Source organism: Celerinatantimonas diazotrophica, from assembly GCF_004339545.1.
In the GTDB taxonomy this organism is placed as follows: domain Bacteria; phylum Pseudomonadota; class Gammaproteobacteria; order Enterobacterales; family Celerinatantimonadaceae; genus Celerinatantimonas; species Celerinatantimonas diazotrophica.
This window is the reverse complement of the sequence record NZ_SMGD01000012.1, coordinates 616,986-634,511: the sequence shown is the minus strand read 5'-3', so window position 1 is coordinate 634,511 and position 17,526 is coordinate 616,986. Positions and strand designations below refer to the sequence as shown.

Below are 17,526 nucleotides of genomic sequence, written 5' to 3'. Positions count from 1 at the left end.
AAATCACAGCGTTTAAAACATAGAGGAAAGCCCATATAGACAACAACAAAAACGTGGCTTTTTATAAGCGTTTTCTCTATCATATGCCAAATCCACAACTTTGAGGTTATATGAAGACTCCACTCTTGGGAGCCCAGATGCTGTTGGTCGCATTTGGCGCAACCACGTTGGTCCCACTTTTAACGGGCATAGATCCCCGGCTTGCGTTGTTAGGTGCAGGCATTGGGACATTAATTTTCCAGTTCTGCACCAAACGTCAAATCCCCATTTTTCTCGGTAGTTCCTTCGCATTCATCTCCCCTATAATTCTTGGTACAAAACAATTTGGCATGTCCGGTACACTCTGTGGTTTGATTGCAGCAGGCGTTGTCTTTTTGATTGTCAGTGCGCTTGTAAAAATACGAGGGATTGGGATTATTGAACGGTTTTTGCCACCGGTTGTGGTTGGCCCGGTGATCATGGTCATTGGACTAGCTCTGGCGCCCAATGCCGTCAATATGGCATTAGGCTTATCTGGCAATCAACATGTCGTACCGACCGAATATGCACTCATTATCTCTGGTGCATCGTTACTGACAACGATAGTCGTTTCTATTTTTGCTAAGGGTTTATTGCGCCTAATGCCGATTATTAGTGGTGTCACCGTTGGCTATCTGTTAAGCCTACTCTTAGGTTATGTTGATTTTTCCAACGTTGCCAACGCACCTTGGCTAGCGCTTCCAACTTTTACCCACCCAGAATTTAACTGGCAAGCCATCCTCTTTATTGCCCCCATTGGTTTAATTGTCACCATCGAGCATTTTGGTGACATTCTAGCAATTAGTAATGTTGTGGGTAAAAACTTTGTGCAAAAACCTGGGATCCACCGTTCCCTGTTGGGTGATGGTCTGGGCACTATCGTTGCCGCCTGTTTTGGTGGGCCTCCAGTGGTGAGTTATGGCGAAGTCACAGGCGCCGTCAGCCTGTTAAAAACCTATAATCCAGTGATTATGAGCTGGGCTGCTATCTTTGCCATTATCTTGGCATTTATCGGCAAAACAGGCGCATTTTTATTATCGATTCCGATCCCTGTCATGGGAGGGATCATGTGTCTGTTATTTGGGGCGATAGCAACGATCGGCCTGAACACGCTGATCCATAAACAAGTCGATCTCACCATTCCTCGTAACATGGTTATTGTCTCAGTCACGTTAGTCTTTGGTATTGGTGGCATGGCTATCGGTATTGGTAATTTCACCCTGCAAGGGGTAGGTTTATGTGGCATTGTTGCCATTTTATTAAACATCATTTTACCTCAGCCTAAAACGGCTTCGACCGCAGCTTAACGACGTTGCCATGGACAAATCATGATTTGTCCATGGCAATAGAGCGACATTCTTTCAAAACTCCAGTATCCTTAGCAAAATACTGATAAGAAGACATCAGTATCTGATTTGGAGAAAAATTATGTTACAAATCGGCCGAATTCAACCACTGGAATTAGTTCGTATCGCCCCTAATTACGGCGTACTTGCTAGCGACGATGGCCGTGAGTTAAATCTGCCTCACCAGGAACTTCCCAGTGACGCCCAAGTAACCGATAAGATCGATGTATTTGTCTATTCTGACGGTAATCAGCAACTGGTCTGCACCACCCAAAAGCCCTTCGCCCAAGTCGGTGAAATAGGCTATTTGCAGGTCATTGCTGTACACACTCAAGGAGCCTTTATGGACCTTGGCATCGACAAAGATATTTTTGTACCGAGTAAAGCCCAGTTTACCCCAATGCAGGTTGGCCAAAGCTATGCGGTTTATATCTATCTGGACCAGCAAAATCGTCTGGCCGCAACACCACGGCTAGAAGAACATTTAACCCTCAGTGGTCATTATAACCGTGGGGATAAGGTTCAGGCTCTCGTCACGAAACGCTCAGAGCTGGGCTATCAGGTTGTCATCGACCATCAATATTTGGGTATGATTTATCATAACGAAATATTTAAACGAATCTCAGTGGGCCAAAGTATCGAAGCATATGTTTATAAAAACCGAGAAGATGGCAAGCTGGATTTACGCCTACAACCGATTGGCGATGTGAAATTGGAACCACTGCAAGAACAGATTCTAGAAAAATTGCGCGCCGATGGTGGCTATCTTGCTTTAAATGATAAAAGTGATCCGAAATTAATTGCAGCGGTTTTTGGTGTTAGCAAAGGGCAATATAAAAAAGCGATTGGCCACCTTTATCGTCAACACCTAATCAAACTCAGTGCCCATGGCATCATGCTCATCAGTGATGATTGAGCCCCACGTTAGGATTTTAATGTGTTAAGTTACCGACACTCATTTCACGCAGGCAACTATGCTGACGTGCTGAAACATTTTACGTTGCAGCGGATCTTAAGTTACCTCGTCCAAAAAGAAAAACCAATTCACTACATCGACAGCCATGCGGGTGCAGGAGGCTATGCTCTGCGTAGCAAAGAGGCTGAGAAAACAAGTGAATATATGAAAGGGATCGTGCGTTTAACTCAGCGTCATGATTGCCCTGAGCTATTCGATGAATACTTGGCGCTCATCAGCCAATTCCACCGCCAAGGAGACAATTTGCGCCATTATCCTGGTTCACCTTGGATTGCAGCGCATTGCCTTCGCGAGCAAGACCGTCTGTTTTTATACGAACTTCATCCCAATGACCACAAACTGCTTTTAGCGCAAATGAAAAAAGATCGCCGTGTGCAAGTTCAGCTTGGGGATGGGTTTAAAGGAGCTCTCGCACATCTGCCGCCCATTAGTCGCCGCGGGCTGTTGCTCATTGATCCACCTTATGAAATCAAAGACGACTATCAAAAAGTTGTCAAACTCGTGATTGAGGCGCATAAACGCTTTGCCACAGGTTGTATCGCGCTATGGTATCCGGTTGTTGAACGCAGTTGGGTGAAGCAATTAGAAACAGCCATTAAAGCCACGGGCATAGCCAACAGTGTGTTATTTGAGCTTTCCCAAAGTGCTGATCGCAGTGGCTATGGCATGACTGCCAGTGGCATGATTGTGATCAATCCGCCTTGGACACTCAAAAATGAGCTTGAATCCGTATTGCCTTATTTAGCTGATGTTCTCGGGGAGCAAGGCCAAGGCAAATATCGTAGTGAACGATTGACCGGCGAATAACACCTTCCATATTTCCCTACCTGCCGAAGCTTGAAAAGTTAAGTTTCGGCTTGTTATCTACAGTTTTTGTTACTACAACTGTCAGATATTGCGATATATTCTATAATTATCAAATACACTCAAATATCTTAATCGCGCTGTACAATCTCATCCCGTTCACTGATAGAGTCTTAGACGATGATCATCGAACATTTAAAAGCTCAATATCAATCATTAAATACAGAGAACTTATCGGCACTGATGGCTTTGTATACTCCGGATGTTGAATTCCGCGACCCTTTGCATCAAATTTCTGGACAAGATCAGTTACGCCAATATTTTGAGAAACTCCTTACCAATACGCTCTCTTGTGAGTTTGAGTTTCACCAAAGCATCATTCAAAACCAACAAGCAACACTAAGCTGGACCATGAGTTTTAGTCATCGCCAGTTGAATCGGCAACGCCCCATTCACGTCGAAGGGTGTTCTTGGCTTCGATTTAATCAACTTGTTTATTTCCATCGTGATTACTTCGATGTCTCAACACTTCTTCACGACCAGTTGCCGTTACTCGGCAGTTTCTCTAAATGGCTCAAGAACAGGAGCGGTCAATGAACATATTAATCACTGGTGCAACATCTGGAATAGGTTATCAGCTAGCAGTCGATTATTGTCAGGCTGGCCATAAGGTTTATGCGATTGGCCGTAATAAAGAAGCATTAACCCAATTAACCCAGCAAGGCGTGGAAGCCGTCGATCTTGATTTAACTGACTACAAAACTGTGAAATCCGCCCTGAGTCAGTTACCACCACTACAACTAGTTATTTTGGGTGCTGGTATTTGCCAGTACCATGACTATCACCATTTTGATGGTCAATCCTTTGCCAATGTGGTGAACGTTAATCTAGCCTCTCTTGGCTATGTTCTTGAAGCGATTTGGCTCAAAATGGACAGCCCTAGCCAACTAGCCATGATTGGTTCGCTTGCCCGCTATCTCCCCTTTACTCGATCAGGAGCCTACAGCGCCAGCAAAGCCGGTATTAGACAGTTAGCCAACGTGCTACGAACCGATCTCGAGCCGCGTCAAGTCAGTGTCCACTTAATCGAGCCGGGATTTATTGAAACACCAATGACGAAAGATAACGACTTTAAAATGCCATTTTTGTTATCGGTTCACGATGCCAGTAAATTCATTACACAAGGGCTTGCAAAAAAACGCTCCCATATTGCGTTTCCTTGGCAATTACACTTAATCCTTAGCGGATTAGCAAAATTACCAATGTCTTGGCAAAATACCATTTGCCGCAAACTCGCCAAGCGGGCAGAATAATGAAAATAGCTATTATTGGTTCAGGAATCAGTGGCATGACTTGTGCGCATCTGCTAGCACCTCAGCACGATGTTGTCTTGCTTGAAAAGGAAGGACAACTCGGGGGGCACACAGCGACCAAGCAGATCACCATCGGGCAGAGAGTCTACCCGGTGGATACGGGTTTTATTGTTTTTAATGATCGCACTTATCCACTATTTACCAAATTACTAACGCGAATCGGAATGACCCGACAACCGACGGAGATGAGCTTTAGTGTCGTCAATGACAGGCTTAATCTTCAATATAACGGACACTCTCTTAACTCGCTGTTCGCCCAGCGCCGCAATCTCATTCGTCCGTGGTTTTATCGCTTCATCAACGAGATTATTCGATTCAATAAGCTCGCCAAGCAAGCTTGTGAACTCGGAACAGAGCTCAGCGTGGGTAATTTTTTAGATCAACAAAAGTTCTCGATACTGTTTAGCCAAAATTACCTGCTACCGATGGCAGCGGCGATTTGGTCAACCTCCTTAAATGATATACGCCAATTTTCGATGCGTTTTTTTGCGCACTTTTTCAATCATCATGGCTTACTAGATATTACTAATCGGCCACAGTGGTACGTCATCCCGGGAGGGTCGTGTGAATATATCAAGCCGCTGCTCAAAGAATGTCAGCAGCACATTCGACTGAATAGTGAAGTCGTCAGTATTGAACGAAACCAAGATGGCGTGACACTAAGATGCGCAGATCACTGGCTTTGGCAAGGGGACGAGGTCATTTTTGCTTGCCACAGTAATCAGGCCTTAGCAATTTTGGGAGATAACGCCACCGCCCAAGAGAAAGAGTTATTGCAAGCACTGCGCTATCAAAGCAATCAAGTCTTTTTACATCAAGATGATGCCCAGCTACCTAGTATCAAAAAAGTACGGGCCAGCTGGAATTATCGGCTCACTGGAGCGGATCAGAGCAATGAGCGGCCTGCAAGTGTCAGCTATTATATGAATCGGCTGCAGGGATTTCATAGTGAGTTGCCTTTTGTGGTCACACTAAATCCCAGTGAAACCATCGATCCATCGCGAATTCTCGGCCAATATCAATATGACCATCCTCTGTTTGATAGCCAAACGAGCGATTACCAAAGTAAACGACACTTAATTAATGGCCAAAATCATAGCTGGTATTGCGGCGCTTATTGGTACAACGGCTTTCATGAAGATGGGGTCAGAAGTGCGAATGATGTGGTTAAATCTCTCACAGGGACAGGGCTATGAGAATCACATCCGCCATCGCTAAAGGACGTACGTTCCACCACCGGAAAGTGCCAAAAGATCATAAATTTAGTTATCCAATCAGCTATTTATGGGTCAATTTAGACGAGCTGAATGAGGTCAGAGCACTACTGGGCCAACATAAATTTTTACGTCCTCGGCTGCATGACAAAGATTATCTCGGCCCTGAAAATCGACCATTAAAAGACAAAGCCCTGCATAAACTGGCCCAATTTGTCCCTGAATTTACCCCTTCACAAGTCGTGATGATGGCCCAATTACGCTGGAATGGAATCTACTTTAGCCCCATTAATTTTGTGTTTTATGCCGATGAAGAAAGCTTTATTTATGCGATCGCCGAAGTGACCAATACCCCCTGGCTGGAAAAACACTACTATTGCATCGATCTCCGCGAGATGAAAGACACCCCCAAGGCTTTTCACGTTTCGCCATTTAATCCTATGGATATGCATTATCACTGGAATATTGAACTGGGTGATACCATCCATGTCCTGATCGACTGTCAACGCGAAACGAGTGAATTTAGCGCCTCAATGACTCTGCAGCGCGGTCCCTTGAATGCCAAAAGTGTTCGTCAATTAGTTCGTCATCACGCATTTCAAAGTGCCTTCATTATAGGCAGAATCTATTACCAGGCATTTCGTTTATGGCTTAAACGAGTGCCTTTTTACAATCATCCTAGGAAAAAATCCGATCGTCGGTAAAGGAATCATCTATGTTAAAGGCCCGTAGGCTTGGCTTACCTTGGTTAAATCCACAACGCGAATTAGCACGCAATATGATCACTCTGTTTCTATCGCGTATCGATGGTGTCTATATTGAACTGCAACAACCAGGACAACCCAGTCAGACGTTTGGGCAAAAGCAAGCAGAACATCAGTTAGTGATTGACGTACGAGATGCCTGCGTATTTGAGCGAGTGCTGCGTGGTGGTACTCTGGCAGCGGCTGAAACTTATATTGAAGGGCTCTGGCGTACCAATAATCTACATGAATTACTGCTAGTGATGTCGAATAATCAACAACGTCTTGATCACCTTGATTCAAATGTTTCGAAGCTATTTCAATGGGGTGCTAAAGTTCGTCATTGGCTTAATCGCAATCGCAAACAACAAGCCAAGCGCAATATTCTGGCACACTATGATTTAGGGAACCATTTTTATCAGTCGTTTCTTGACTCAAAAATGCAATACTCTTGTGCACTGTACGACGACACGCTACAAAATACGCCGCCCGAGGCACTCCTAGAACAAGCCCAAGAAAAAAAACTCAAGCGCATCTGTGAGGAGCTTGAGCTGGATAGTTCTAGCCACCTACTCGAAATTGGCTCGGGCTGGGGTGGATTAGCCATTTATGCAGCACAACATTATGGTGCCCAGGTCACTACCACGACTATCTCAGATGAACAATATGAATATTGCTGCCAAAAAGTACACAAATTACATCTAAATGACAAGATTAGGGTATTAAGTTGTGACTATCGTGATCTATATGGTCATTTCGATAAATTAGTCTCGATTGAAATGATCGAAGCGGTTGGACATGCCTATCTGCCACAGTTTATTCAAAAATGCGCGGATTTACTCACTCCCGGTGGCAAAATGCTATTGCAGTCGATTACCATCAAAGATGAACGTTATGATAGCTATCGACATAATACTGATTTTATCCAGCAGATGGTGTTCCCTGGTGGCTTTTTACCCGCTCTAAAAATACTTAAACGGCTATTCAGAAAGTCCAATCTGCAAATTGAGCATCAGCTTGATATGCGTTTAAGTTATGCAAAAACACTCCGTGCCTGGCATAACAGGCTGTGCACTTATCGTGCCGAACATGCGGGTGAACTTGGCTTTAACGCTCAATTTTTCAGGCTTTGGCACTTTTATATGGCCTATTGTGAAGCCGGCTTTTTAAGCGGTAATACTGGCGTCTGGCAATTGACATTAACCCATAATGAGCTTTGAATAACTTTACAAAGACTTTACATTAATAAATTGCTTAGGGAATTAAAAGCGAGTATTTTAATTCCTAGCAATTCATTGCCACGGTGATGGTGTTCACCCTAACAAACCGCCCTGTCTGGCTGATAACACCTGGTGATTCATCCTTATCTATTTAAGGGGTACGTCAGTATGCCAGTTGTTAAATCTTTCTATACTTTTGTATATCACTTCTGTTTTTTGAACTACCACTTATTTTCTTCTACACATCCAGCTCATACTTATATTGTCGACAATCGCCTATAGAAGGAAGTCGTTATGACCTACTATCGCCACGCCCTAGTTCTTGCTCACGATGCAATTGATGGAGAAATTTTACTCACTCATGGCTGCAAAATGGCTCATGCTCTGGGAACAAAAATTACCATTGGCCACATTAGCTCTGACTACCGAGAACTGCAGTATCTCAACGATAATACCATTGTTGATAAGCAATCCCAGCATGTGATTGAAGCCAAAGAAATGCTCTCAGAACTTGCCAAAGACATTGATTTTCCCGCTGGAATTGAAGAACTGGTCAGCATTACTCGGTTTAAAGATATCGCCCATCTCATCAGCGAACGCCAAATCGACCTTTTAATCGTCGGTCATAAAAACCGTCTATTTGGTGTTTTATCATCCTATTCGTTTGAGTTCATTAATCGCATCGATATCGATGTGTTGGTGCAACATATTCACAGTAAAAAATAAAACCCTTAATGGAGGCTTTATGAATAATCAAATTCAGCAGATCACAGCCCGTGAAATACTTGACTCTCGTGGTAATCCTACCATCGAAGTCGACGTGTTTGATACGGCAGGCCGAAGTGCTCGTGCATCTGTGCCATCGGGAGCCAGCACAGGCTCTCGCGAAGCTATTGAATTTCGTGATAATGACAAAAGTCGTTTTGGTGGCAAAGGTGTTTTACAAGCAATTGAACACATTCACCAAACCATCGCTCCGGCGTTGATTGGCTGCGATGCCCGCCAAATGCGCCAGATTGACGCCAAGATGATCGAATTAGATGGGACTGAAAACAAAGCTAAACTTGGTGCGAACGCTATTTTAGGCGTGTCCTTAGCTTGTGCCCGACTGGGCGCTTTGCAATCCGATTTACCACTGTACCAATATCTTGGCGGCACCGGTGCCAACCTGCTACCTGTCCCCTGCATGAACATTATTAACGGTGGCGTACACGCCCGCTGGCAGGGTGCTGACTTTCAGGAATTTATGATTGCACCTTGGGGTGCAGGTAGTATCAGCGAAGCCGTTCGTTGGGGCAGTGAAGTCTATCAAGCCTTGCGCAATGTACTTAAAGAAAAAGGACTCTCAACAGGGATCGGTGATGAAGGTGGTTTTGCACCGCAAGTTAAATCAAACCGTGAACCACTTGAGTATATTGTCCAGGCAATTGAAGCCGCTGGCTTTAAACCCGGAGAAGATGTTGCAATTTGCATAGATCCAGCTTCTAGTGAGTTCTCTGAAAACGGGATTTACACCCTAAAAACAGAAAATGCCAAACTGAACGCCACGCAGATGAGTGACTACTATGCGAAGTTAATCGATGATTTCCCAGTGGTTCTGCTTGAAGACGGTTTAGCCGAAGATGACTGGGAAGGTTGGAAAGTTCTGTATAATAAACTCGCTGGACGCGTTGAACTCGTCGGTGATGACATATTTGTAACCAATATTACCTATATCCAACGGGGGATTGATGAACAACTGGCCAATTCTGCCTTAATTAAATTAAATCAGATTGGTTCACTGTCTGAAACCTTCGATGCCGTCAATCTGTGTCATCAAAACAACTGGGGCACATTTGTCTCCCATCGCAGTGGCGAAACCACCGACAGCTTCATCGCTGATATGACCGTTGCCATGCGCGCCGGACACCTCAAAACAGGCGCACCATGTCGTGGAGAACGTGTGGAAAAATACAATCAGCTTATGCGGATTGAACAACAATTAGGCTCAGCTGCAGTCTTTGCTGGGAAAAACGCCTTTATCCGCAATTGCTAAAAATTGAGCCACCTGAGCATTAGCCGGGTTGGTTTGTAACTCTTGGGGCGGGCATTGTTGAATGACTCGCCCTTGTTCTATAAATGCAACCTCATCGGCGATCGCACAGGCATCACTAAATTGGTGGGTCACCAATAACACCGCCAGTTGGTGCTCACTGGCCAGATTGCGAACCAACGTTAAACAATCCGCCCGCAAGACTGGATCCAGTGCGCTAAATGGTTCATCGAGTAACAAAATAGGCCGCTGACGAAGCAATGCCCTAGCTAACGCTGCCCGTTGGATCTGCCCTCCGGAAAGAGCACCAGGATAACTGGCCAGCCACTGCGAGATACCTAATTGCTCTGCGACCTTAGCAATATGCGCTTGCTCATGGCGATTAAGTTTTAATCGACCATTAATCCCTAGCGCTAAATTCTGCTGAACCGTCAAATGCTCAAATAAATTATGCTGCTGAAACAAACTACTCACAGGCCGCTTGGCTACCGGCAGCTCCAGAATCGATCGTCCCTGCCACAGCAACACTCCAGAGGCTGTTTCAAATCCAGCTATCATTGCCAGCAACGTCGATTTGCCACAGCCACTTTGCCCTAATAGAGCCACGACTTGCCCGGGTTGACAGGTTAAATCGTAGCAAAACTCATCGCCTTGACGAGATAACCTCAGCTGATTGACCTCTAGCATACGGCTCTGGCTCGCTCCCCAATCCAATTCATAACACCAAAAATGAAAAGACATAACAGCATTAACCACAAGCCAGTCACACTCGCACCGGCAAACTGATAATGGCCAAGTTGCTGATAAATTAACAGTGGCAATGTCAAAAGATGAGTGTCCCCAAGGAGCGCCACGACGCCCATATCCCCCAGCGACAACACCAGAGCAAAGGCACTAGCTAATGCTAAAGGTCGAGCCAACACAGGTAGATAAACCAACCGGAGTGATTGCCAACGCGATAACCCCAATTCTAACATAAGATGTTGATAGCTTGCTTGTAACTGCCAAAGTTGCGGTTTAATAATACGGCTGACAAAAGGTAAAGACATCAATGCATTAACCATAGCGACCAGCGGCCACAACCACACCTGATACCCATGGAGCCACAGCCAAAAAAACAGCCCCGTCGAAACCACCATCGGTGGTAAATAAAGCAAAGCAGAACCATAAAAATCACTGACCCGCTCCAAAAATTTCAACGAAGGTTGCACCCAACTTTGCATCGATAAATAACTCAACGATACCATCAGAACAAGACAAAAGGTCCAACTAAACAGTGCGATAGCCAGGCTCGTATAAGTAGCCTGAAACAGAGCAGCGCCGGGCAAGTGGTGCCAGTTAAAATCAAACAGTGGTATAAACATGCCAATGATGACCGAACCAAAAAACAGCGCTGCCGCAATTAATGATACACGCATACTCAACTGCTCAACGGCTCCGGTTAATGGTCGATAGTGACCGGACGCTGCGATCGGACTAGGCTTTTCCTGACGCTTAAAGACAAAGGTCAATGCCAAGGCTATTATCAACTGCAACAGCGCACAATAAAGCGCAAATGTTGGCTCAAAGCTATATTTTAGCGCCTGATAAATCGCAACCTCTAAAGTCGTATGTGCCGGCCCGCCGCCCAGTGCCAACACAATCGTAAAACTACCAAAACACAATAAAAACACCAGTACCCACGAGCTCACTAAACCAGGAGCAAGTAATGGCCACTCTAGATAACGGAAACGGCGGACAGGGGGGAGCCCTAGCTGTTCGGCTTGCTGCCAATGGCTACTGGCAATCGACTGGAGTAACAGATAACTATGGCGAACAAACAGCGGAATATTCAAAAATAGATGGGCTAATAAAATACCAGTTAACCCATAAATATTCATCGACTTAAAGAGGATACGCGCCCAAATGCCATGGATCCCAAAAGCGCCAACGACCCCCAATACCACCAGAATGACCGGTGCAATAAAACAAACGCTCGCCAGATAAAGCCACCAGCGTGTACCTTTAGCTCGCAGATAAAACAAGCAGCGCCCTAACCATAATCCAAACACTAAAGATAATGTGGCCGATAACGCCGCTTGATAGAAACTAAACCAAAGCACATGCCATAAATAAGGATCCTCTAACTGCTCGAGGGAAACGCCCTGACCCGCTTGCCAGATCCCACTTAACGCCAACCATAAAACCAGCGATATTACCCCAACGGATAATATCGCTGCACTGGCAAGACTCGCTATTGACTGACTGCGTTGCGCCACTGCCGAATCCAGTTCTGCCGATTTTTAGCGACCTGTGCTGCGGGCAACATCAACGCCTTGGGATGAATAATTTCACTAAATGCTTCGGGCAATTTAACGCCTTTACGAACCGGCAACATCCAGTTATTTAAAGCGATAATTCGCTGAGCTTGGGGGGTTAATAAAAATTGTAGAAACTCGCGAGCTAACTTTTTATGTTTCGCATAAGCACTGATGCCAGCGACTTCAATCTGCTGATAATTTCCTTCCGCAAATTTAGCTGCAAGATAGTCACTATTGTGTTCCTCTATCTTGTGGTACGCCGAATCGGTGGTATAGCTTAAAACCATATCCGCTTGGCCTTTTAAAAACATACCATAGGCATCATCCCAGCTTTTGGTCACAGTCACCGTTTTTTTGGCCAATTTTGCCCAAGCCTGCGGTGCTTTATCGCCATACACAGCTTTTACCCACAACAATAACCCCAGCCCTGGCGTGCTTGTACGCGGATCTTCATAGATAATGGTCCCTTTAAAATTATCCACGAGATCTTTAAGTGAATGCGGTGGATTGGCTAGTTTTTTGCGATTATAAACAAAAGCAAACTGGCCGCGGTCATAAGGGATAAAATATTTATTATGCCATTGAATCGTCAGGTTATCGGTTGCGGTGTCCAACTGATGTGGCGCGACAAGCTTGAGCTTTTCGGCGCTATACATCAAATTAGTATCCAAGCCAACGATCGCATCGGCTTTGGTATGCGATCGTTCTAAACGCAGTCGATTTAGCACAGAAACACCATCATCGAGCCCGACCCAGTTGATATGGCAATGACATTGTTTTTCAAATAGCTTGGTCAACTGTGGTCCGGGACCCCATTTCGAAGTAAATGAGGAATAGGTGTAGACGGTTAAGGTTGAATTTGTGTTAACAGCTAATGCTTTAGCACTAAATAAACAAAGCAAGATGACTTGGCATAGCCAGAGCAGTCGTTTCATTTTACACTTCCGTGATTAATGACAAGATGATGATACTAGATGTCGACAACATCCACTGATTTACTGACACAGATGAGCCCGGGTGCTATAGCCTGGATTAACCAACAAATAGGCCCCCTACTCAGTGCTCATCCAATAGAAAAAGGACACCATGCGATCTGGCACTGTCACTCAATACAGGGTGAATTTATTCTAAGATCGCCCAATCAACGTCCCTATTATGGTACCGATTATCAACGCGAACAGCTTTTATTACAAGCACTCAGAGGCCGGGATTGGGCAATTCAAGGGCAGTTTTATTCTCCAAATGAACCATGGCTGCTGTATCGATACATTCCTGGCAAAATGTTAACAGCCCAAAGTTTTTTAACAACACCCCAATTGTTTGATGAACTATGCGACATTTTAGTCTGGACTCATTGCCAAACAATCTCTCTTGGGAAAAATGCCAATCGAGACATGCAAGATTATCTCAAGCGTTACCTCGAGCGCGCGACATTTGCCCCCAGTGAAGCAAAAACACAAGCCCAGCAATGGCTAACTCGCTTTCCAAAGGTGCACTGTTTATGCCTCAATCATCATGATTTAACCCCAGCTAACCTGCTCCAAACCGACTCAGGACATCTGGCAATACTTGATTGGGAATATGCAGCCTTTAGCGCCAAAGGTTGGGATGAAGCCACCTTGCTTCATAGCTTTGAGCTAACAGATGCCCAACATGCCAAGCTAAGCGAACTCAGTTCTATCAGTCAACAACAACTGTCTTTATACCAAACCGCCTGCGAACTATTAGACCTGTGCTGGTATAGTCAAAGACCGTTATCGCAGGCTCATGTAACCGCTTGGCAGCAATGGCAAATCCGATTACAACAGTAAAATAAGACAAATGCTAAACTTTCAGCTCATAAGGTCGCTATAGATAAAATAAGGAACAAAACAGGCTGTAAGAACATGCAAAATGATTATGGATACAATTTAGGAGCTGCCAGTTTTGAGTCAATCTATCACGCGTATCAACGCATTAAAGCACAAGCGCCAGTTCGGGATCTAACCGAATATACGGTTGATCGCCAACAAGTCAAGCCTGGCACCAAAGTCTTTACCTCTGATGATATTCCGCCTGGACAAACCCCCACACAACTTCGAGATGAGCGCAATGCCAAAATTGCCAATAGCAAACATATCAGAGAAGCCATGCGTGAAACGGTACATAACAGCGCAACACATGTCCGTGAGTACTTCGATGTGATGCAGGAATTCGGGGATCGTGGCCAGATCTTACTGGCCAGAGCTTAGATCAGCATTGGGTAACTGTCGCAGATAACGCCGTTCAATCAACGTATCCACATTTTCACCATCTTGTGGAAAAACCGCCCACCCAATTGTTGTTGCAGGCAAAATGCCATCAGTTAAACTTGCCGACAGTTTCTCGGCGATACAGCTTGCGCCCTGCGCACTAACCCCATTAAGTAACACCAGCAGTTCTTGCTGACGAAAGAACCCCACCAAATCAGTGCGGCGCATATCCTTGCGTAACTTACGAGCCACCTCATCACGACGATCAGCACCTTTAATATCCCGAATATAAACCGCCATCAGCACCAGTGGCTCACCGTGATGAGTATTACTTTGCAACGCCTGAATGAGGAAACTCCGAAACATAGGGCAACTTAGAACGCCAGAATCACTTTGCAAATAGAGTTGATCCCCTACGCCTGATTGGCGAGAAAGACACGTCAAAACGCCACTAATGAGCGCTTGATCAAATGGCTCAACGGTTTGTTCTGAAACCTGCATTCGATACCAACAATCATCATCGTGGCTCAAATGACAGTTGCGAGTCATTTTATCAGCGAGTACCTGTTCCACAGTCTGATTAACAGCTAAGCGACAGCTCATATCCAACGAGTTAAGCCACGCGGAATAATTCAAACAGCGACAGCCATCGCCATCACGATAATTAAACCACACCCGCTGGCTCACAGGGTCATAATACCAGCGCAAGTCATCTGTTGTGGGTGTCATCATCTGCTGACAAGCCCATTCACCGATCGAAGTTGACATCAATACACTCTGCTTTGTTCTGACGGTCTAATCCAATGCCCAAACCAGGCAAGTTTACTAAATCAATTCGAGCTGTTGCATTGCTTGTTCAATGCGCCGTTTTGTTTCTTCGCTTAATTCAACAATGGGCAAACGGCACTTAGCACTGCACAGGTTTAGCAACGATGCCGCATATTTCACAGGCGCCGGACTTGGTTCGGCAAACATCGCCTGATGCAATGGCAGTAGTCGATCCTGCAATTCAACGGCTTTTTGCCACTGCCCATCCAAACAAGCCTGCTGCATTTCACTGCATAATTTCGGCGCAATATTCGCAGTAACTGAAATACACCCCTGGCCGCCACTAATATTATAGGCAACTGCTGTGGCATCTTCACCGCTAAGCCAACAAAAATCTGCTTTTTTAATCAGTTGACGTTCAATCCAAGGACGTGCCAGATCGCCCGTTGCATCTTTTACTCCGCTAATGCGAGGCAATTGCGCCAGTTCTGCCAGTGTTTGAGGCTCGATATTAACAACCGCACGTGGTGGAATATTATATAAAATCACAGGCTTAGTTGCCGCATCGTGTACCGCTTTAAAATGGGCTAATAAACCACGCTGATTAGGCCGATTGTAATACCCTGCCACATGCAATGTTGCATCAGCACCCACAGCTTCAGCATGCTGCGTATATTCAATCGCTTCAACGACATTATTAGAACCGGCTCCAGCGATCACCGGAATACGACCATTGACCTGTTCAACCACCGCTTTAATAATCCCGACATGTTCATCGTGAGTTAAAGTGGGCGATTCCCCAGTCGTACCAACTGGAACAATCGCATTGGTTCCCTGTTCTACATGCCAGTCTACAATATTTTTTAAGGCGGTATAATCGATCTCCCCTTCATAAAATGGGGTGATCAACGCAACAATTGACCCTTTGAACATGCCTACTCCGTCATCTGAATCATAAAAAAACCCGGTTGCAATATTCGATCGCTAACCGGGTTGAATCCGAACGCCTGGTTAACGCCATCTACAAAAGCTTAAGAGCCTTCTTAGGCAGCGTTTTCTTCTCTGTGCTTATCGAGGGAAATCCCACGTGACCAATAACCAAGAGTTCACTCATAAATTAATTTTATTTTGGTTAGTTTCTCGTAAGCCAAATAAATGTCAATAGGAGTGGTCAAATTTCTCATAAAATTCGCTAATTCAGCGCTTTTTCTCTACACTAGCCGCCAACTATAAGAGCTAGTATTCATCGTTGCCGGTTCTTTATACTATTATGTTATTTTTGAGTGAGCCTGAAATGATTGCGCCAAGCGAACTATTAACCCGTCATGCCGACATTTTTACTGATACCCGCTTATTAATCGCGGGGCAATTACTCGATGATTATCCCATTGAGCTTGCCAAAGTCGCCGAATATGCCGCTATTGGAGTCGCTCATGCCGGTCAAGCAGCGCGTTATCAGCACCTTGCAGGCGATAATACCCAAGTCCTCTTAAGCGCCCAGCCGAAGCTTGAAAAATCATATAACACGCTTTTATTGTATATTCCAAAAGCCAAACAAGAAGCGGACTACTGGTTGAATCTATGTCTTAGCCAACTTGAACCAAACGCAGACATATTTATTGTAGGGGAAAATCGCGGCGGTATTAATGCCGCAATTAAACTGCTGGAGAAATATCAGCTCAATGGGCGCAAAGTTGACGCAGCTCGCCGGTGCAGCCTCATTTATGCTGAGCGCGGCAGCGCTGAGATTGCCTTTTCCATGGATGACTGGTGGCAATCATTCACTTTAAATTTAAACCAGGGGGCCATACAAGTTTGCTCTCTGCCGGGCGTATTCAACCATGGTAAGTTAGATCATGGGACTGCGCTGTTATTAGACAATTTACCCCCTTTAGATGGCTATGGATTAGATTTTGGCTGCGGTGCTGGCATTATTGGTGCCGCCATCGCGAAACAAACCGGGGCATCAATCAACGCCACTGATGTCAGTATGCTGGCCACATTAAGTACAGAGAAAACCTTTCGCCAAAATCAGTTAACCGCTCAGGTATTCTGTCGCGATGGCATTGATGAATTTAATCAGCCCTTTGATTTTATTGTCTCTAATCCACCGTTCCATCTGGGGGTCAAAACCGAATATGAGACGAGCCGACGTTTCATTGCTCTGGCCGCCAAAAAACTTAAGCCCGGCAAGCCATTATATCTAGTAGCCAACAGCTTTCTTGGCTATAAAGAGTTATTAGAAAGTGAGTTTAGTCATTGTGAAATTGTGACCGACAACCGCAAATTCAGGATTTATCACTGCTATAACTAATCTGGAGTTGATCCCAATCAGCTCCCCTAAGTGGCACAACCATTAGGCTAGCTTCAAAAGTATGCTCTGGGATGTGTCATGACTCTCGATACTTATCTGCAGCACCCCATATTATTGGCACGCGATTCTCAAAATATCGTTCTGTGCCAATAAACGCTGCAATCATAACCAATCGCTAAGATTCATT

At 45.0% G+C, this 17,526-nt stretch carries 18 protein-coding genes and 1 riboswitch; of the genes, 13 read left to right on the top strand and 5 right to left on the bottom strand.

Going from position 1 to position 17,526, the window contains the following annotated elements:
• The first annotated feature begins 110 nt into the window (after positions 1-110).
• The 10 genes from EV690_RS09090 to eno all read left to right on the top strand — a co-directional run bounded on the left by EV690_RS09090 (position 111) and on the right by eno (position 9,729).
• On the top strand, positions 111-1,325 hold the full coding sequence (locus tag EV690_RS09090) for a uracil-xanthine permease family protein (protein ID WP_131912663.1): 1,215 nt from the start codon (positions 111-113) through the stop codon (positions 1,323-1,325).
• Between the two features lie 121 nt (positions 1,326-1,446).
• Complete coding sequence (locus EV690_RS09085; RefSeq protein ID WP_131912662.1) at positions 1,447-2,280, top strand: CvfB family protein; 834 nt, start codon at positions 1,447-1,449, stop codon at positions 2,278-2,280.
• Between the two features lie 21 nt (positions 2,281-2,301).
• The gene (locus EV690_RS09080) at positions 2,302-3,147 is read left to right on the top strand and encodes a 23S rRNA (adenine(2030)-N(6))-methyltransferase RlmJ (protein WP_131912661.1); all 846 of its coding nucleotides are present in this window, start codon (positions 2,302-2,304) and stop codon (positions 3,145-3,147) included.
• Positions 3,148-3,324: 177 nt separating this feature from the next.
• Positions 3,325-3,741: a nuclear transport factor 2 family protein gene (locus EV690_RS09075; RefSeq protein ID WP_131912660.1), complete on the top strand. Its 417-nt coding sequence runs from the start codon at positions 3,325-3,327 to the stop codon at positions 3,739-3,741.
• On the top strand, positions 3,738-4,457 hold the full coding sequence (locus EV690_RS09070; protein ID WP_165872706.1) for an SDR family NAD(P)-dependent oxidoreductase: 720 nt from the start codon (positions 3,738-3,740) through the stop codon (positions 4,455-4,457). The genes EV690_RS09075 and EV690_RS09070 overlap by 4 nt, the downstream gene beginning before the upstream one ends.
• Positions 4,457-5,713 carry an NAD(P)/FAD-dependent oxidoreductase gene (locus EV690_RS09065; protein WP_131912658.1) on the top strand — a complete coding sequence of 419 codons (1,257 nt, stop codon included), beginning with the start codon at positions 4,457-4,459 and terminating at the stop codon, positions 5,711-5,713. The genes EV690_RS09070 and EV690_RS09065 overlap by 1 nt, the downstream gene beginning before the upstream one ends.
• Positions 5,710-6,435, top strand: coding sequence for a DUF1365 domain-containing protein (locus EV690_RS09060; RefSeq protein WP_131912657.1), 726 nt, complete (start codon positions 5,710-5,712; stop codon positions 6,433-6,435). Before EV690_RS09065 ends, EV690_RS09060 begins: the two co-directional genes overlap by 4 nt.
• A gap of 11 nt (positions 6,436-6,446) precedes the next feature.
• Positions 6,447-7,694, top strand: a complete 1,248-nt coding sequence (locus EV690_RS09055) for an SAM-dependent methyltransferase (protein ID WP_131912656.1) — start codon at positions 6,447-6,449, stop codon at positions 7,692-7,694.
• 73 nt (positions 7,695-7,767) lie between these two features.
• A riboswitch (Fluoride riboswitch) is annotated at positions 7,768-7,833 on the top strand.
• 155 nt (positions 7,834-7,988) lie between these two features.
• On the top strand, positions 7,989-8,420 hold the full coding sequence (locus EV690_RS09050) for a universal stress protein (RefSeq protein WP_131912655.1): 432 nt from the start codon (positions 7,989-7,991) through the stop codon (positions 8,418-8,420).
• A gap of 19 nt (positions 8,421-8,439) precedes the next feature.
• Complete coding sequence (gene eno, locus EV690_RS09045) at positions 8,440-9,729, top strand: phosphopyruvate hydratase (protein WP_131912654.1); 1,290 nt, start codon at positions 8,440-8,442, stop codon at positions 9,727-9,729.
• On the opposite strand, the gene thiQ is transcribed toward eno, so the two are convergent.
• Genes thiQ through thiB form a run of 3 tightly spaced genes read right to left on the bottom strand, consistent with a single transcriptional unit; the run spans position 9,682 to position 12,961 of the window.
• On the bottom strand, positions 9,682-10,413 hold the full coding sequence (gene thiQ, locus EV690_RS09040) for a thiamine ABC transporter ATP-binding protein (RefSeq protein ID WP_131912653.1): 732 nt from the start codon (positions 10,411-10,413) through the stop codon (positions 9,682-9,684). The genes eno and thiQ overlap by 48 nt on opposite strands.
• The gene (locus EV690_RS09035) at positions 10,407-11,984 is read right to left on the bottom strand and encodes an ABC transporter permease subunit (protein ID WP_131912652.1); all 1,578 of its coding nucleotides are present in this window, start codon (positions 11,982-11,984) and stop codon (positions 10,407-10,409) included. Before EV690_RS09035 ends, thiQ begins: the two co-directional genes overlap by 7 nt.
• On the bottom strand, positions 11,960-12,961 hold the full coding sequence (gene thiB / locus EV690_RS09030; protein WP_131912651.1) for a thiamine ABC transporter substrate binding subunit: 1,002 nt from the start codon (positions 12,959-12,961) through the stop codon (positions 11,960-11,962). The genes EV690_RS09035 and thiB overlap by 25 nt, the downstream gene beginning before the upstream one ends.
• A gap of 39 nt (positions 12,962-13,000) precedes the next feature.
• Between thiB and EV690_RS09025 the strand changes: the two genes are divergently transcribed.
• Together EV690_RS09025 and EV690_RS09020 are read left to right on the top strand one after the other, a co-directional pair.
• Positions 13,001-13,837: a phosphotransferase gene (locus EV690_RS09025; protein ID WP_131912650.1), complete on the top strand. Its 837-nt coding sequence runs from the start codon at positions 13,001-13,003 to the stop codon at positions 13,835-13,837.
• Between the two features lie 75 nt (positions 13,838-13,912).
• Positions 13,913-14,257 (top strand): hypothetical protein, encoded by a 345-nt coding sequence (locus tag EV690_RS09020; RefSeq protein WP_131912649.1) that lies wholly within the window; start codon positions 13,913-13,915, stop codon positions 14,255-14,257.
• Here the strand turns inward: EV690_RS09020 and EV690_RS09015 are convergent.
• The gene (locus tag EV690_RS09015) at positions 14,240-15,025 is read right to left on the bottom strand and encodes a GGDEF domain-containing protein (RefSeq protein WP_131912648.1); all 786 of its coding nucleotides are present in this window, start codon (positions 15,023-15,025) and stop codon (positions 14,240-14,242) included. The genes EV690_RS09020 and EV690_RS09015 overlap by 18 nt on opposite strands.
• Positions 15,026-15,082: 57 nt before the next feature.
• Positions 15,083-15,958, bottom strand: coding sequence for a 4-hydroxy-tetrahydrodipicolinate synthase (gene dapA, locus EV690_RS09010; RefSeq protein ID WP_131912647.1), 876 nt, complete (start codon positions 15,956-15,958; stop codon positions 15,083-15,085).
• Between the two features lie 361 nt (positions 15,959-16,319).
• Here dapA and EV690_RS09005 point away from each other — a divergent pair, with 361 nt between their 5' ends.
• Complete coding sequence (locus tag EV690_RS09005; RefSeq protein WP_165872705.1) at positions 16,320-17,339, top strand: methyltransferase; 1,020 nt, start codon at positions 16,320-16,322, stop codon at positions 17,337-17,339.
• Positions 17,340-17,526: the final 187 nt, after the last annotated feature.

Coding starts and splice junctions, on each gene's coding strand:
- thiQ (WP_131912653.1), bottom strand. CDS start 10,413: ATGCTAGAGGTCAATCAGCTGAGGTTATCTCGTCAAGGCGATGAGTTT.
- EV690_RS09085 (WP_131912662.1), top strand. CDS start 1,447: ATGTTACAAATCGGCCGAATTCAACCACTGGAATTAGTTCGTATCGCC.
- EV690_RS09050 (WP_131912655.1), top strand. CDS start 7,989: ATGACCTACTATCGCCACGCCCTAGTTCTTGCTCACGATGCAATTGAT.
- thiB (WP_131912651.1), bottom strand. CDS start 12,961: ATGAAACGACTGCTCTGGCTATGCCAAGTCATCTTGCTTTGTTTATTT.
- EV690_RS09090 (WP_131912663.1), top strand. CDS start 111: ATGAAGACTCCACTCTTGGGAGCCCAGATGCTGTTGGTCGCATTTGGC.
- EV690_RS09075 (WP_131912660.1), top strand. CDS start 3,325: ATGATCATCGAACATTTAAAAGCTCAATATCAATCATTAAATACAGAG.
- EV690_RS09060 (WP_131912657.1), top strand. CDS start 5,710: ATGAGAATCACATCCGCCATCGCTAAAGGACGTACGTTCCACCACCGG.
- dapA (WP_131912647.1), bottom strand. CDS start 15,958: ATGTTCAAAGGGTCAATTGTTGCGTTGATCACCCCATTTTATGAAGGG.
- EV690_RS09055 (WP_131912656.1), top strand. CDS start 6,447: ATGTTAAAGGCCCGTAGGCTTGGCTTACCTTGGTTAAATCCACAACGC.
- EV690_RS09015 (WP_131912648.1), bottom strand. CDS start 15,025: ATGTCAACTTCGATCGGTGAATGGGCTTGTCAGCAGATGATGACACCC.
- eno (WP_131912654.1), top strand. CDS start 8,440: ATGAATAATCAAATTCAGCAGATCACAGCCCGTGAAATACTTGACTCT.
- EV690_RS09065 (WP_131912658.1), top strand. CDS start 4,457: ATGAAAATAGCTATTATTGGTTCAGGAATCAGTGGCATGACTTGTGCG.
- EV690_RS09070 (WP_165872706.1), top strand. CDS start 3,738: ATGAACATATTAATCACTGGTGCAACATCTGGAATAGGTTATCAGCTA.
- EV690_RS09005 (WP_165872705.1), top strand. CDS start 16,320: ATGATTGCGCCAAGCGAACTATTAACCCGTCATGCCGACATTTTTACT.
- EV690_RS09020 (WP_131912649.1), top strand. CDS start 13,913: ATGCAAAATGATTATGGATACAATTTAGGAGCTGCCAGTTTTGAGTCA.
- EV690_RS09025 (WP_131912650.1), top strand. CDS start 13,001: ATGTCGACAACATCCACTGATTTACTGACACAGATGAGCCCGGGTGCT.